Origin of the sequence: Martinezella dioscoreae (genome assembly GCF_009176305.1) — a bacterium.
Lineage (GTDB): Bacteria > Pseudomonadota > Alphaproteobacteria > Rhizobiales > Rhizobiaceae > Rhizobium > Rhizobium dioscoreae.
The window spans coordinates 1-15,485 of sequence record NZ_BLAJ01000009.1; the positions used below are offsets into that span (position 1 = coordinate 1).

Below are 15,485 nucleotides of genomic sequence, written 5' to 3' on the forward strand. Positions count from 1 at the left end.
CTCCAACTGTAAAAATTCTGACATTTTTGTAAGTGATTGAATTAAAAAGCGGATTTGTGAACGCGATCAAAATCTTGGAGATTTTTTCGCGATTGGTCACGATTTCAGGATTCATTTTACGCCATCTGCCGGAATCATCCAGATAAGCGCTCCTAAAGGGCCACTTGCGCCTATTGCAAGCATTGGATCCGGCTCGCATTGCCAGCCGGACACCCAGGACCTAATAGACATCGAGAGATTGAAGGGAGCAGATATGGTGCTTCTCGATAAAAGGCGGGCACAGGCGGGGTCGAACCGGCAAACGCCAGCTTTCGCCCATAAACATATGCGGAGCGGGCAGGCGTGACATATAGAGTACCTTCATTGCCGGGGCTGCCTGTCTCGCATGTGCTCGCCGATATCGGTGCGGCACTCGCTGAAGAGCGGCGTGCCGTGCTCTCCGCGCCGCCCGGCGCCGGCAAGACGACGCTGGTACCGCTTTATCTCTTGGACGAAGCCTGGCGCGGCGATGACAGGATCATTCTTCTGGAGCCGCGGCGGCTGGCCGCAAGAGCCGCTGCTGCCCGCATGGCCTCACTGCTCGGCGAACAGGTGGGCGATACAGTCGGCTACCGCATGCGGCTCGACAACCGCATTTCTCCTAAGACGCGCATTGAGGTGGTGACGGAAGGTGTGTTCGCGCGGATGATCCTCGACGACCCCGAACTCTCAGGCATCTCCACCGTCATCTTCGACGAATTCCACGAGCGCTCGCTGGATGCGGATTTCGGCCTGGCGCTGGCGCTCGATGTGCAAGCGGCGCTGCGAGAGGATCTGCGCATTCTCGTCATGTCGGCAACGCTCGATGTGGAGCGTGTCGCTGCACTCCTCGACCACCCGCCCGTGATCGAAAGCATGGGTCGCAGCTTCCCGATCGATATCCGTCATCAGGATCGGCCAGCGGGAGAGCGGATCGAGGATACGGTGACGCGGGCAATACTTGATGCGCACGCGCGCGAACAGGGCTCCATCCTCGCCTTCCTGCCCGGGCAGGCGGAAATCACCCGCACGGTGGAGCGGCTGGAGGGCCGCTTCCGGCCGGAGACGATGATTGCGCCGCTCTACGGCAATCTCAGCCAGAAGGAACAGGATGCGGCAATTCGGCCAGCGCCGCAGGGCACGCGCAAGATCGTGCTGGCGACCTCGATCGCCGAAACTTCCATCACCATCGATGGCGTGCGAATCATTATCGACAGCGGATTGCAGCGCCTGCCCGTTTTCGAGGCTTCCACTGGTATCACGCGGCTCGAGACGGTGCGCGTGTCGCGCGCCTCGGCCGATCAGCGCGCCGGCCGCGCCGGACGAACCGAACCGGGCATCGCCATCCGGCTCTGGCATCCGGGGCAGACCGCGGCGCTTCCGGCGTTCACGCCGCCGCAGATCCTTTCGAGCGATCTTTCCGGCCTGGCACTCGATTTGGCCCATTGGGGCGTGCAAGATCCTGCGACGCTTGCCTTCGTCGATCAACCGCCTGCGACCACGCTTGCCGAAGCACGAGCCCTGCTGCGACAGCTGGGTGCGCTCGACGCGGAAAACGGGCTGACGGCGCGCGGACGGCTGATGCGCGAGCTCGCCCTGCCGCCACGACTGGCGGCGATGGTGATTTCGGCTGGCGAATTCGGCCAGGCGCGCGAAGCGGCGCTGCTTGCGGTACTGCTGACGGAACAGGGGCTTGGTGGGCAGAGCATCGACGTGGAAGACCGGCTGCGGCGCTTCAAGACCGAGAAGGGTGAACGGGCCGAGGCCGCGCGTCGTCTTGCCGGGCGTCTCGCTCAAGCGGCCGGTGGCAACGGCGGCACCCCTTCCTCTATTCCTCCGCTTGTCGGCGCGCTGCTGCTGCATGCCTTTCCCGACCGCATCGCGCTGCAGCGTGGCGGGCGGGGACGTTTCGTCATGGCCAATGGGCGCGGCGCAGAGTTGCCGGAGACCGAGCGGCTTGCCGGCTCCCAGATGCTTGTCGTCGCGGACCTGACGGGACGTGCGGCGCACGCGCGCGTTCTTGCTGCGGCGGAGATTTCCCGCGCCGATGTCGAAGAGCATTTGCCGGGCGAAATTCGCACCGAAGACCAGAGCTTTTTCGACAGAGCGAGCCGGCAGGTGCGGGCGCGGCGGGTGACAAGGCTCGGTGCCATCATCTTCGAAGAGACGCCTCTGCCGCGGCCCACCGGCGAGCCGGCGGCCAAGGCGCTGGCCGACGGCATACGGGAACTCGGGATCGGTGTCCTGCCGTTTTCCAAGGAAGCCACGCAGCTGCGGGACAGGATCGGCTTCCTGCATCGGACGATCGGCGATCCGTGGCCCGATATGAGCGACGAGGCGCTGCTTGCTCGGCTTGAGGAATGGTTCATGCCGTTTCAGCCCGACGCGCGCGGCCTCTCCGATATCTCCGCGGGCAGCCTTTCCAACGGGTTGATGTCTCTCGTGCCGCACGAGCTGCAGCGCGACCTCGCTCGAATGGCACCGACGCATTTCGAGGCGCCGACCGGCCACCGCCATCCCATTCAATATGATGGCGAGGAACCACTGTTGACCATTCGGGTGCAGGAGCTGTTCGGGCTAAAGCAGCATCCGGCCATCGGCGGCGGCAGATTGCCGCTGGTGCTGGAATTGACATCGCCGGCACATCGCCCGATCCAGACGACACGCGACCTGCCGGGCTTCTGGGCCGGATCCTGGAAGGATGTGCGCGCCGATATGCGCGGCCGCTACCCCAGGCACCCCTGGCCGGAAGATCCGGCCGAGGCCTTGCCGACGACACGCGCCAAGCCAAGGGGGACATGACGATGGCACGCTTCTTCCGGGGACTGGAAAAGCTCTCCGAAGCCGAAATGAAGGCGCAGGAGGGCCATCATACCAGCCGGCGGCTGAGACTGCAGACGCTGGTGCGCCTGCGCTGGCTTGCGGTCGGCGGTCAGACGGTAACCGTGATGATCGTCGCCTTCTGGCTGAAATTTCCCATGCCGCTGCTGCCCTGCTGCGTACTGATCGCCTGCCTTGCCTGGATCAACTTCTTCCTGACGCTGCGCTATCCGCCCACGCACCGACTGGAGCCGCCGGCAGCCTTTGCGCTGCTCAGCCTCGATCTCCTGCAGCTCTGCGGACTGCTGCTGATCACCGGCGGGCTTGCCAATCCCTTCTCGGCGCTCGTCTGCGTGCCTGTCATCATCTCCTTCGCATCGCAGCCGATCCGCTACAGTATGCCGCTCATCGTACTTGCAATGATCTGCATTACCGGTCTGGCATTCTCTCCCTTCCCCCTGCCCTGGTATGAGGGCGTTTCGGTCAGCGTGCATAGCGTCATGCAGCTGGGCGTGTGGTGCTCTATCGCCTCCACCATGGCCTTTGCCGCCTTTTATGCCTATCGCGTCTCCATGGAAGCCTCCCAGCTTGCGGATGCTCTTTCGGCGACGGAGCTGGTGCTGCAGCGGGAAAAGCACCTGTCGCAGCTCGACGGGCTGGCGGCGGCGGCGGCACACGAGCTCGGCACGCCGCTTGCGACGATCAGCGTCGTCGCCAAGGAGATGGAGCGGGAACTGCGCGAGGACGACCGTTTCCGGGAGGATGTGGCGCTGCTGCGCAGCCAGAGCGAGCGCTGCCGCGATATTCTCAGGCGGCTGACGACGCTCTCCTCCGAGGACGAAGCGCATATGAGGCGGCTGACGCTGTCGTCGATGATGGAAGAAGTGATCGCGCCGCACCGCGAGTTCGGGATCAACCTGGAATTCATCGAGAAGAGCCCGCGGGCGGGCGAACCTGTTCTGTCACGCAATGCCGGCATGATGTATGGCCTCGGCAACCTCATCGAAAATGCGGTCGATTATGCCCGCAAGACTGTGACGGTGACGGTGGAATACACCGCCGAAACTCTGACTATTATCATCGAGGACGATGGCGGCGGTTACTCGCCTGAAATACTGGCACGGATCGGCGAACCCTATGTCACCTCACGCCAGCGGGATGACACGGCAGGCGGCCTTGGGCTTGGGCTCTTCATCGCCAAGACGTTGCTCGAGCGCTCGGGCGCCACACTTTCCTTCGGCAATCGCGATCCGGAAACGCCGGGAGCGCGCGTCCGCGTCGAATGGCCGCGCGTATTAATCGACAGTAATTCGACAAAATGATTTTCGCGGCTTAAAACTGCCATCGTCAAAATCGGTTGAATACGCAGGCGGATGGTCGCCGGGATAGAAGATAACATGACGGATAAGGAAAGTGCTGCTCCGCCGGTCGGGGCCAAGGATGCCGAGGCCCATATCGGCCCGGATGCTACATTGCTGATCGTCGATGACGATGGTCCCTTTCTACGCCGGCTGGCGAGGGCAATGGAGGCACGCGGCTTTGTGGTCGAGACGGCGGAATCGGTGGCGGAAGGCGTTGCCAAATCCAAGGCGACCCCGCCGAAATATGCCGTGGTCGACCTTCGCCTCGGCGACGGCAACGGGCTCGATGTGATCGAAGCCATCCGTCAGCGGCGGGACGACACGCATATCGTGGTGCTGACGGGCTATGGCAACATCGCGACTGCGGTCACCGCCGTCAAGCTTGGCGCGCTCGACTATCTCGCCAAACCTGCCGATGCCGACGACGTCTATGCCGCGCTGACGCAGCGCCCCGGCGAGAAGGCCGAAGTGCCAGAAAATCCGATGTCTGCTGACCGCGTGCGCTGGGAACATATCCAGCGTGTCTATGAAATGTGCGAGCGCAATGTTTCCGAGACGGCCCGGCGCCTCAACATGCATCGCCGCACCTTACAGCGCATCCTTGCCAAGCGGGCGCCGAAATAGAGCATACTATTGTATCGGGAGAGGACGCTGTAAGTGCAAGCTTCAAAGGCGCTCGAAGCTAAGGCGTCTCACCCCCCTCATCCGCCCTTCGGGCGCTTTCTCCCCGAGGGGAGAAGGCAAAATCTTTACCCGTCGCCCATTCTGCCAGCATTAAGCGCTGGGCGGCGGCGCGAGAGAAATTGAGCGTTACCGATTTGCGCGTCGCCGGCGGCAGGCGATGCTCCGGCGCCTCGCGTAGCATATGGGCGCCGTAGCCGTCCGACAGAAACAGCCCACAATCCTCCGGGAAGATATCCAGCGGCACATCCTTGTGCGTCGCGAAGAACATCCGGTCGCAATGCTGCCGGTATTCGGGCCATTTGCGGTCGACGCGGAAATCCTCGATCGAGGTCTTGATCTCGATGATCCAGATCTCGCCCTTCTCCGAAAGGCTGACGAGATCGGCGCGGCGACCGCTGGCGAGCGGCAGCTCCGGTAGCACGGCGTGACGCATTTCGTGCAGTAATAGTTGCACGCCTTTGCGTACAAGCATGGCCCGTTCCGACTGCCGGCCATCTATTAACGGATTGTTATTGTAAACGTTCAAAATCGTCATGAATTGTCTCGGGGACAGGCTTGGCGTTGTTGCAAAAAAACCATGTCCTTCTAATTTGCGCGCCAGCCCTATTTTTGTAGGGCCAGAGCAGCTTGCAAAGCCAAGTTTAATGGAAAATAAACTTTAGACAAAGATGGTTTACAGCCATCCATTTCCCGCCACGAAAATTCAAGAGACTTCCATGCGCATCCGTAATGCTATGACCGCACTCGGCCTTGTCGCAATGCTCGCATCGGCTGGCTATGCCACCACCGCCGCAGCAGCGCCGGCCGCCACCGCAAATTCGGCCACCGAAACCATCAAGACGTTCGATGGCGACTACGGCGTGACGACCGACAATGGCTTTCAGCTGCCGGCGATCCCGATCCAGAAGGTGAAGCCGCAGTTCCGCCGTCAGATCGTCGAATACAAGACGGATGAAGCGGAAGGCACGATCATCGTCAATACACGCGAGCGTCACCTCTATTATATCCTCGGCAATGGCGAAGCGATGCGTTACGGCATCGGCGTCGGTAAGCAGGGCTTCTCCTGGTCCGGCACCGCATACGTCGCGTGGAAGCAGGAATGGCCGAATTGGCATCCGCCGAAGGAAATGGCTGTCCGCCGTCCAGAAATCGCCAAGTATGTCGATGGCGGCATGAACCCGGGCCTTTCCAACCCACTCGGTGCACGCGCCATGTATCTCTACAACGAAAAGGGCCAGGACACGCTGTTCCGCCTGCACGGTACGCCGGAATGGGCTTCGATCGGCACCGCTGCCTCCTCGGGCTGCATCCGCCTGATCAATCAGGACGTGATCGATCTCTACAGCCGCGTTCTTCCCGGCCGCAGCACCAAGGTTATCGTTATCCAGTAATCACTGGACATTCGAATTGAAAAAGCCGCCGGATACTGATCCGGCGGCTTTTTTGCTTGAGGGATTTGGATCGATCCCAATCGTCAGGACTCGCCTTCATCCTTCAAGGCTCCGCCCTTGGCTGCGCGCCTCGGAATGAGGGCTCACTTTTTCCGCTGGCCGCAAGAGCCCCTCCACCTCATCGCGAGTTGCCTTGCAGTCAAAGCGTCAGCGCAGAGGACAAGGCCTCGAACGATCGAGGTGACCTCCGACGGGATGAAGTTACCCCGCCTGCTTTGCCTTCAGCTCGATGCGGCGGCGATGCAGGACCGGTTCGGTATAGCCATTCGGCTGCTCGCGCCCCTTGAGGACGAGATCGAGAGCGGCCTGGAAGGCGACGGAGCCGTCGAAATTGCCTGACATGGGAACGTAGTTAGGATCGCCGGCATTCTGCTGGTCAACCACAGCCGCCATGCGCTTCATCGTTTCCAGAATCTGCGCTTCCGTGATGACCTTGTGATGCAGCCAGTTGGCCATGTGCTGCGCCGAGATGCGCAGCGTGGCGCGGTCTTCCATGAGGCCGACATTGTTAATGTCTGGAACCTTGGAGCAGCCGACGCCCTGATCAACCCAGCGCACAACATAGCCGAGGATGCCCTGGCTGTTATTGTCGATTTCCCGCTGGATTTCCTCCAGCGTCCAGTTCGGCCGCGAGGCGACCGGCACGGAGAGGATGTCGGAGAGCTTGGCGCGGGCGCGGCTCTTCAGGCTCTTCTGCACATCAGCAACATTGACGCGATGATAATGGGTAGCATGCAGCGTCGCGGCCGTCGGGGATGGCACCCAGGCGGTGTTGGCACCCGCCTTGGGATGCGCAATCTTCTGCTCGAGCATGGCCGCCATCAGATCCGGCATGGCCCACATGCCCTTGCCGATCTGGGCATGACCGGAAAGGCCACATTCCAGGCCGATATCGACGTTCCAGTTCTCATAGGCGCCGATCCAGGCCGCCTGCTTCATATCGCCCTTGCGGATCATTGGGCCTGCTTCCATCGAAGTATGGATTTCATCACCGGTGCGATCGAGGAAGCCGGTATTGATGAAGACGACGCGCTCGCGGGCGGCGCGGATCGCTTCCTTGAGGTTGACCGTCGTGCGGCGCTCCTCGTCCATGATGCCCATCTTGATGGTATTGCGCGGCATCCCAAGCAGATCCTCGACGCGCGAGAAGATGTCCACCGCGAAGGCGACTTCTTCTGGCCCGTGCATCTTTGGCTTGACGACATACATGGAGCCGGTGCGGGAATTCTTGCGGCGGCCACTGGGGCCGATGTCATAGAGCGCGATCAGGCCGGTGATGGCGGCATCCATGATACCCTCCGGCACCTCATTGCCATCACGGTCGAGAATGGCCGGATTGGTCATCAGGTGGCCGACATTGCGCACCAGCATAAGCGAGCGGCAATGCAGATCGAACGTGCCGCCATTCGGCGCCGTATAGGTGACATCGGGGTTGAGCCGGCGGGTAAAGGTCTTGCCGCCCTTGGCGACTTCCTCGGTCAGATCGCCTTTCATCAGGCCGAGCCAGTTGCGGTAAACCTCCGCCTTGTCCTCGGCATCGACGGCTGCGATCGAATCCTCGCAATCCATGATCGTCGTGATCGCCGATTCCAGGCGGACATCGGAAATGCCGGCCGGGTCGGACTTGCCGATGGCGGTGCTCGTGTCGATGACGATTTCGATATGGATGCCGTTCTGCTTCAGCAGGATATGGGTGGGGGTAGCGGCATCACCGAGATAGCCGGCGAAATGGCTGCCATCGGCGAGCTTTACGGCGCCGCCCTCGGTCGTAACCGCCAAGGCGCCATCCTTCACAGCGAAGCCTGTGACATCCTTCCAGCTTGCGCCATCAAGCGGAACGGTGGAATCAAGAAAATCCCGAACCCAGGCGATGACCTTCTCGCCGCGCTTGGGATTATAGCCCCTGCCCTTTTCGGCGCCAGCGGTCTCCGGAATGGCATCGGTGCCGTAGAGAGCGTCATAGAGCGATCCCCAGCGGGCATTGGCCGCGTTCAGGGCATAGCGGGCATTCATGACGGGAACGACGAGCTGCGGGCCGGCAATCTCTGAAATTTCCGGATCGACATTGGCGGTCGAGATCGTGAAGGCCGGACCTTCGGGCACGATATAGCCGATCTCGCGCAGGAAGGCTTCGTAGGCGGCGAGATCGACGGGCGCGCCATTCTTGCGGTACCAATCGTCAAGCGCTACCTGCATGCGGTCCCGCTTGGCGAGAAGCTCACGGTTCCTTGGCGCGAGATCATGGACGATCTTGGAAAAACCGGCAAAGAAGGCGTCGGCATCCACGCCCGAACCTGGAAGCGCCTCCTTAACGAGGAAATCGTAGAGGACCTGTTCGATCTGAAGCCCGTGTTTTTCAATGCGGCTCATGCCATATACTCCTCAAGGCCGTGCTACGGCTCAATTTTAACATGTTGCCACTTTGCTCACGGTTTCACTTCTGTCAATTTGGCAATAGTTCGAAAGATTTATGCCTTTATGGAAATAATCAATCCATGGCGATTCGGGGACGGCCCGTGGCGGTTGCCACGAACCGGGCCTCGATCAGCTTGCGACTGCCTTCCACCTCGGGTGCATCCACCTGCTCATCCACTGTCACGACGAGGTCGACCGCGCCATTCAGCCTTGCCTGCGCCGTTGCAGCTTCCATCGCCCGCGCGCGGGCATCGGAGAAACTGTGGCTCTCGTCGGTAAAGCGCAGGCTCTCACCGGCACCATTCAGCACATAAATGCCATCCTCCGGCATGGTGACGAAGACGGTGACGCTGGTGCGGACCTGGCCGACGACAGCACCGACGGCATTCGCCACATCCGAATCGCCGGGAATGGCACTCTCGGTCGCCAGCATCTCGGCAATGGCGGGGTAATAGACCGGAGCGGAAGCACCGAGGCCGACCAGCGGCCGATCGAGCGAAATGGCGAAGCGGGCGATCCCCGGCGCGCGGCGAAGCGCGCGATCGATGGAGATGGATTTTGCTGGATCGAGATCGGCTACGCCATCTTCGGCCAAGCAGGCGGCAAGAATGACGTCGGCCGACTGGCGAGTGAGGCGATCGACGATCTTCTTCGCCAGCTCCTCGACGGATTCGGCGATCGGACGGCCAGAGCCATCCTTCAGCCGCATCGCCAAGGCCAGCCCGAGGCGGGCCGCTTCAGCGTTCCATTGCCCCTGCCTCCCAAGCACATGCATGGCGTCGGAAGGCGTCAGGCCGCTCAAATGCACAAGACCGCGCGCGACAAGCCGATCCAGCGTCGCCTTCTGCGACGTCATCGCCAGAAGCTTATCGAGTGCTACAGGCACGCTGCCGATGCGATCGAACAGCGTCTGCTCTGGCCCGGTGAGGCCGCTTGCAAGATGATCGGGTACGCCGGTGCGGAGCGCGAAACGGCCGGCGTTACGGGCGAGATGCGTCGCCCGCAGCTGCTGCTCCAAGACCTCAAGCACGACGGCACCATGCGTATGAGCGGCAAGGCTCAGCGGCAGCAGGCGGCGCGGGCCGAGTTCGAAAGCAGCGATAAGGCCGCGATCGTTGATCTTGACTTCGGAATCGCCACCAAGGCCGTAGGTGCGCATGGCGACTGCCTCAACCATGGTGCGGTAGCCTCCGACCACAGCACCATCGGCATCGAGCCGCGGCCGGCCATCTTCCATGACGGCGACATCGGTGGTGGTACCGCCGATGTCGGAAACGACGGCATTGTCGAGGCTGGTAAGATAGCGAGCTCCGACAAGACTTGCGGCGGGACCAGACAGAATGGTCTCGATCGGCCGCAGCTTGGCTTCATCGGCGGAAATGAGGGCGCCATCGCCGCGCACCACCATCATCGGCGCAGAGATGCCGCGCGTCGTCAGAAATCCTTCGCAGGCACCGACAAGACGGTCGATCATCGACACGAGGCGGGCATTCAACAGCGTCGTCAGGGCGCGGCGCGGGCCGCCAAGCTTTGAAGAAAGCTCATGGCTGCAGGTGACGGGCAGATGCGAGAGCTCGCGGATGCAGTCGCGCACCTTGATTTCATGAGCCGGATTCCTGACCGCGAAATAGCCGGCAACAGCGAAGGAGGAGACCGATTTCGCCAGTTCCGGCAACGCGTCGCGCAGAGCCGTCAAATCGAGCGGATTTTCATTGCCATGAACATTGTGACCGCCGGGGAGGAAGAGCACGGGATCGGAGCCCAGCGCTTCCGCAAGGCCATCACGTTTGAGATCCTCGGGGCCAAAACCGATCATGACCAGCCCGGCGCGACCGCCCTGCCCTTCGACAAGCGCATTAGTGGCAAGCGTCGTCGACAGCGATACGAGGCCGATGGCCGAAACGGGAATGCCGGCCTTGGCGATGACGGCATCTACGGCGCCGGCAATGCCGACAGCCAGATCATGCCGCGTGGTCAGCGATTTCGCCTTGGCGATTACGCCATCGGTTTCATGGAAGAGAACGGCATCGGTGTAGGTTCCACCCGTATCGATGCCGAGCAGGAAATGAGATGTCACGGCAATATCCAGCTCTTGAATGCAATGCGATGCCGTTATTGCACCCTTCCGGGCCGAGCCGCTAGCTGGCAGGCGGCAAAAACAGTTCTATCGTCTCGTAACCCGCATCGGCAAACCGCCGCGCGGCTGCGTGGTCAGCTTCTGCACAGGCCAGGGATTGGTTTCTTCGGTCAGATCGAAGCGGAAGCGGCGCATCATCACGGCGAGGGCGATGACCGCTTCCTGAAGCGCGAATGTGGCGCCGATGCAGACGCGGGGACCTGCGCCAAAAGGCAGGTACTGGAAGCGATTGATCTTTGTTCGATTCTCCGGAAGAAAGCGCTCCGGCATAAAGGCGCGCGGCTTTTCCCAATAAAGCTCATGGCGATGCAGCGTCCAGGGCATGATCAGGACGGTAATGCCTTTCTCTATCGTCACGCGCTCGCCCTTGGCGCTTGTCCATTCGTCATCGGCGATCGCGGCGCGGTTGATCGAGGGTGCCGGCGGATAGAGGCGCATCGCCTCCTCAAAAGCGGCGCGGACATGCGGCATGAGATCGAGCCAGGCGACTGGCTCCGCATCGGTTGCGAGTACCCGGTCGATTTCCTCTTCCATGGCCTCGCGAATGTGCGGGCTGTTGGCGACGCAATAGAGCGTCCAGGCCAATGCACGAGCCGTTGTCTCATGACCGGCGCCGATGAAGGTGAGGATATTGTCCTCGATCTCTTCCATGGTCAGTCCATCCGGACCGGCCTTTTCGAGAAGCAGCGTCAGGAAATCATCGGGTGCGCTGGCTCTGTCCCTCCGCATTTTTTCCAGCCGCTGGTCCATGGTGGTGCGGACGATGCCGCGGAACTTGTCGAGCACGCGCTGGCCGCCGATGCGGGTGATGCGCGGCACCCAGGCGGGGGCACGCAAAAGATCCATGGGATCGACTCTGCCCATGCGATGCAGGAGCTCATTGACCTCATCGGCGAAATGCTCGCCTTCAGTGACGATCTCGCCGGAAAACAAGGTTTCCGCCAGAATGGCGAAGGTCAGCTCCGTCATGTCGGCAGCGATATCGAACACCGCGCCTTCCTTGCTGACATCCTCGTATTTCTTCACATAGTCTAGACTCTGGCTCAGCATCTGGCCGGCGAAACCCTGGGCATGACGCGGCGTGAACACCGGCGCCACCGCCTTGCGCGAGCGCTTCCAAACCGATCCTTCCGCCGTCAGCAGACCGTCGCGCAGGATCGGCCGGAGCACGAGCTGGCGGATATCGGCCATGCGGTAGTTGGCGGCATTGTCGACCAGAACATGCTTGATCAGGCCGGGATCATTGACGATCAGCGTCCGCTCGTTGAAGAATTTGGTCTTGATCCAGGGCAGCGTGTAGGAGGGCTCGCCCCAGAGTTCGAGCGGATTGCGCAGGATCGTGCGGATGATCGTTAAACGAGAGGGCGGCACGGTGCGCGGAATCGGTGCCGGCGGGGAGAAGGCTTCCGGAATCATGTCCATCAGATCAATTCTCCTCGAAAAGCAGCCGTTGCTTAATCTAAGCCGCTGGAACGGCGTGCCCATCCGATATGGGGAACGCCGCCGGCAAAATCCAGACGATAAAACGTCGCGCTGCGCGCTTATAAAAGCGATTTTAGGTCGCTGAGCTTATCATTGATGAGCCACCCATAGTAATTTTCCTCCGGCCAGACCGGCTGCGAGGAACCACGGTTCTTGGCGGCAAGGGCGGCAGCGCGCTTGCGGGAATTGCCGAGATTGTAGAGCGTCGCGGTGATGCCCGGATTGCCCGAAATATCCATGCCGGCGATCGAGCGATAGTCGTCGATCGACTTGCGGATCGAGGCGGCGACAAAGGCGAGCGACAGATCCGGATCCATGATCGCCTTGTAAACGCCGCCGGCATCCTTTTCATCCAGCTTCGGAATCCCTGAGGTGCGGCTGACGAGATCGGAGAGTTCAAGCGCCGTCAGCGGATTGACCTGACCGAGGCCGAAGGTCTGGCCGGCATAGAAGGGCTGGAAGAAGACGGCGCTGAAGCGATTGTCGGGATAGGATTTGCCACCAACTGTCTTGCCGCGGAAATCATCTTCCCAGACATCCTCGCGGCAGGTCCAGAGGCTGTAGGAATCACCCTTGCCCTTGCAGGCATCGAATTGCGGCCGGGCAACGAAATCATCGACGTTTTCGCCGTTGTAAGCGAAGCGGAAGCTCTGGCCGGCATAGGAGGCAGCCTTGACATAATAGGACTGCAGGCCGTCATAGGCATCGACGTTATAGGTATGCTCGCCGACGAGCGCGCCGATGATGTGGATCGGATCGATGCCGTAGGCCCGCGCCGTCGACTTGATCTTCGACATCAGCTTCGTATCGGTCGCCAGCAGTTCGCGGACCTTTTGGTACTTGCGTTCGAAGGTCGAATTCGTGCCGCGCGTGCGCCGGACGGAGGCGCCGGGAACCGGCGGCTGCTCGGCATTGCGGTTGCCCGGAGGCACCGTGGTCGCCGCATCCGCATGGGCTGGTATCCAGGAGAAGCTGGCGACCGCCAGAAGGAGAGTGATCAGTATGCGTCGCACGATGGCTGCCCCGTCGAAGTTTCAACCGATGTTTCCGTGCGACGGACTGGCGGATAATCTTGGCCGAATAAAGCCATCCGACATAAGGAAACGGGCCCCTAACTAAAAAGTTAACGGCCCGTTGTCGAGTGTCTACTGTTTAGATCGCCTTTGCCGGCCCGCTTACAGAATGAAGCGGGACAGGTCGGTGTTACTGGCGAGGTCGCCGACATGTTCGCGGACATAAGCGGCATCGATGGTCACCGATACGCCGGCGCGGTCCGAGGCATTGTAGGAGATCTCGTCGAGCACCCGCTCCATGACCGTCTGCAGGCGACGGGCGCCGATATTCTCGACGGTCGAATTCAGATGCACCGCGACATCGGCGAGCGCGTCGATGGCATCATCGGTGAAGTCGAGCTTCAGGTCTTCGGTTTCCATCAGTGCCTTGTACTGGCGGATGAGGCTCGCCTGCGGCTCGGTGAGGATGCGGCGGAAGTCTTCCTTGGTCAGCGGACGGAGCTCGACGCGGATCGGCAGGCGGCCCTGCAGTTCCGGCAGAAGGTCCGAAGGCTTCGAGACATGGAACGCGCCCGATGCGATGAAGAGGATATGGTCGGTCTTGACCGGACCATACTTCGTCGAAACGGTCGTACCTTCCACAAGCGGCAGCAGGTCGCGCTGTACGCCTTCACGGGAGACGCCGGCACCCATGCCACCATCGCGGGCGGCGATCTTGTCGATCTCGTCGAGGAAGACGATGCCGTCATTCTCGGCCGATTGCACGGCTTCGCGCTGGATCGCCTCATTGTCGATCAGCTTGTCCGACTCGTCGCGGATCAGTTCCTTGTAGGAATCCTTGACGGTCGTGCGCACCTTCTTCGTGCGGCCGCCCATCGCCTTGCCGAACATTTCGGAGAGGTTGAGCACGCCGATATTGGCGCCGGGCATACCGGGAATCTCAAAGCCGCCGGGCATGCCGGAGCCGGTATCGGCCACTTCGATCTCGATTTCCTTGTCGTCGAGCTGGCCATCACGCAGCTTCTTGCGGAAGCTGTCGCGCGTTGCCGGCGAGGCGGTGGCACCAACCAGCGCATCGAGCACGCGCTCTTCGGCACTCATATGTGCCTTGGCCTGCACCTCGGCGCGCTTCTTTTCCCGCACCAGGCCGATGCCGACTTCGACGAGATCGCGGATGATCTGCTCGACATCGCGGCCAACATAGCCGACCTCGGTGAACTTCGTGGCCTCGACCTTGATGAAGGGGGCGCCGGCGAGCTTGGCAAGGCGGCGGGAGATTTCCGTCTTACCGACACCGGTCGGGCCGATCATCAGGATGTTCTTGGGCATGACTTCGTCGCGCAGTTCAGGCTCGAGCTGCTGGCGACGCCAGCGGTTGCGCAAGGCAATCGCCACGGCGCGCTTGGCCTCGTGCTGGCCGACAATATAGCGATCGAGCTCGGAAACGATCTCGCGGGGGGAAAAAGTGGTCATTTCGTATGTTCCCTATCAGGGCTGGAAACTATCAAGAGAGGAACGTCTTAGGCTTCGGCATCGAGCGTTTCGACGACCACATTGTGGTTGGTGTAGACGCAGATGTCGGCAGCAATATCGAGAGCGCGGCGAGCGACGTCTTCAGCTGACTTGTCGCTATCCATTAGCGCGCGTGCGGCGGCGAGCGCATAATTGCCGCCGGAACCGATCGCCATGGCGCCATGTTCGGGCTCAAGCACATCGCCGTTTCCGGTGATGGCGAGCGTCACTTGTTTGTCGGCAACCAGCATCATGGCTTCGAGGTTGCGCAGATATTTGTCGGTGCGCCAGTCCTTGGCAAGCTCGACGGCGGCACGCATCAGCTGGCCGGGATATTGTTCGAGCTTCTTTTCTAGGCGTTCGAGGAGAGTGAAGGCATCGGCGGTCGCGCCGGCGAAACCGGCGATGACATCGCCCTTGCCGATGCGGCGAACCTTGCGCGCATTGCCCTTCATCACGGTCTGGCCAAGGCTCACCTGGCCATCACCAGCCATCACCACCTTGCCACCCTTGCGAATAGTCACGATTGTCGTCATTTAACACCTGTTTGCCCCCGTTTCGGCGGGCTTTCTGCCGGGCCGCGTATCGGCCC

Annotated in this window: 11 protein-coding genes; 4 read left to right on the forward strand and 7 right to left on the reverse strand. The window is 61.3% G+C overall.

Going from position 1 to position 15,485, the window contains the following annotated elements; all coding sequences use genetic code 11:
• Positions 1–342 precede the first annotated feature (342 nt).
• The 3 genes from hrpB (at position 343) to GDN47_RS25735 (ending at position 4,823) form a co-directional block, all read left to right on the forward strand.
• Positions 343–2,820, forward strand: coding sequence for an ATP-dependent helicase HrpB (gene hrpB, locus GDN47_RS25725; RefSeq protein WP_113389635.1), 2,478 nt, complete (start codon positions 343–345; stop codon positions 2,818–2,820).
• A 47-nt stretch (positions 2,821–2,867) separates the two neighbouring features.
• Complete coding sequence (locus GDN47_RS25730; protein WP_173002575.1) at positions 2,868–4,160, forward strand: ActS/PrrB/RegB family redox-sensitive histidine kinase; 1,293 nt, start codon at positions 2,868–2,870, stop codon at positions 4,158–4,160.
• A gap of 75 nt (positions 4,161–4,235) precedes the next feature.
• The gene (locus GDN47_RS25735) at positions 4,236–4,823 is read left to right on the forward strand and encodes an ActR/PrrA/RegA family redox response regulator transcription factor (RefSeq protein WP_113333884.1); all 588 of its coding nucleotides are present in this window, start codon (positions 4,236–4,238) and stop codon (positions 4,821–4,823) included.
• Between the two features lie 58 nt (positions 4,824–4,881).
• Here the strand turns inward: GDN47_RS25735 and GDN47_RS25740 are convergent, their stop codons facing one another.
• Complete coding sequence (locus tag GDN47_RS25740) at positions 4,882–5,418, reverse strand: MmcB family DNA repair protein (RefSeq protein WP_113352892.1); 537 nt, start codon at positions 5,416–5,418, stop codon at positions 4,882–4,884.
• 181 nt (positions 5,419–5,599) lie between these two features.
• On the opposite strand from GDN47_RS25740, the gene GDN47_RS25745 reads away from it, so the two are divergent.
• The gene (locus GDN47_RS25745) at positions 5,600–6,274 is read left to right on the forward strand and encodes a L,D-transpeptidase (RefSeq protein ID WP_095436107.1); all 675 of its coding nucleotides are present in this window, start codon (positions 5,600–5,602) and stop codon (positions 6,272–6,274) included.
• A 261-nt stretch (positions 6,275–6,535) separates the two neighbouring features.
• Here GDN47_RS25745 and GDN47_RS25750 read toward each other — a convergent pair whose 3' ends face one another.
• The 6 genes from GDN47_RS25750 to hslV form a co-directional block, all read right to left on the reverse strand.
• Positions 6,536–8,704, reverse strand: coding sequence for a malate synthase G (locus GDN47_RS25750; protein WP_113389637.1), 2,169 nt, complete (start codon positions 8,702–8,704; stop codon positions 6,536–6,538).
• Between the two features lie 118 nt (positions 8,705–8,822).
• On the reverse strand, positions 8,823–10,826 hold the full coding sequence (locus tag GDN47_RS25755; protein WP_113389638.1) for a hydantoinase/oxoprolinase N-terminal domain-containing protein: 2,004 nt from the start codon (positions 10,824–10,826) through the stop codon (positions 8,823–8,825).
• Positions 10,827–10,913: 87 nt separating this feature from the next.
• Complete coding sequence (locus GDN47_RS25760; protein ID WP_113389639.1) at positions 10,914–12,308, reverse strand: cytochrome P450; 1,395 nt, start codon at positions 12,306–12,308, stop codon at positions 10,914–10,916.
• 119 nt (positions 12,309–12,427) lie between these two features.
• A complete protein-coding gene (locus GDN47_RS25765; protein WP_113389640.1) occupies positions 12,428–13,381 on the reverse strand; it encodes a DUF1402 family protein in 954 nt (317 codons plus the stop codon).
• Positions 13,382–13,543: 162 nt separating this feature from the next.
• Positions 13,544–14,854 carry an ATP-dependent protease ATPase subunit HslU gene (hslU, locus tag GDN47_RS25770; RefSeq protein ID WP_069613954.1) on the reverse strand — a complete coding sequence of 437 codons (1,311 nt, stop codon included), beginning with the start codon at positions 14,852–14,854 and terminating at the stop codon, positions 13,544–13,546.
• A 47-nt stretch (positions 14,855–14,901) separates the two neighbouring features.
• Positions 14,902–15,429, reverse strand: a complete 528-nt coding sequence (hslV, locus tag GDN47_RS25775; protein ID WP_113333876.1) for an ATP-dependent protease subunit HslV — start codon at positions 15,427–15,429, stop codon at positions 14,902–14,904.
• Positions 15,430–15,485: the final 56 nt, after the last annotated feature.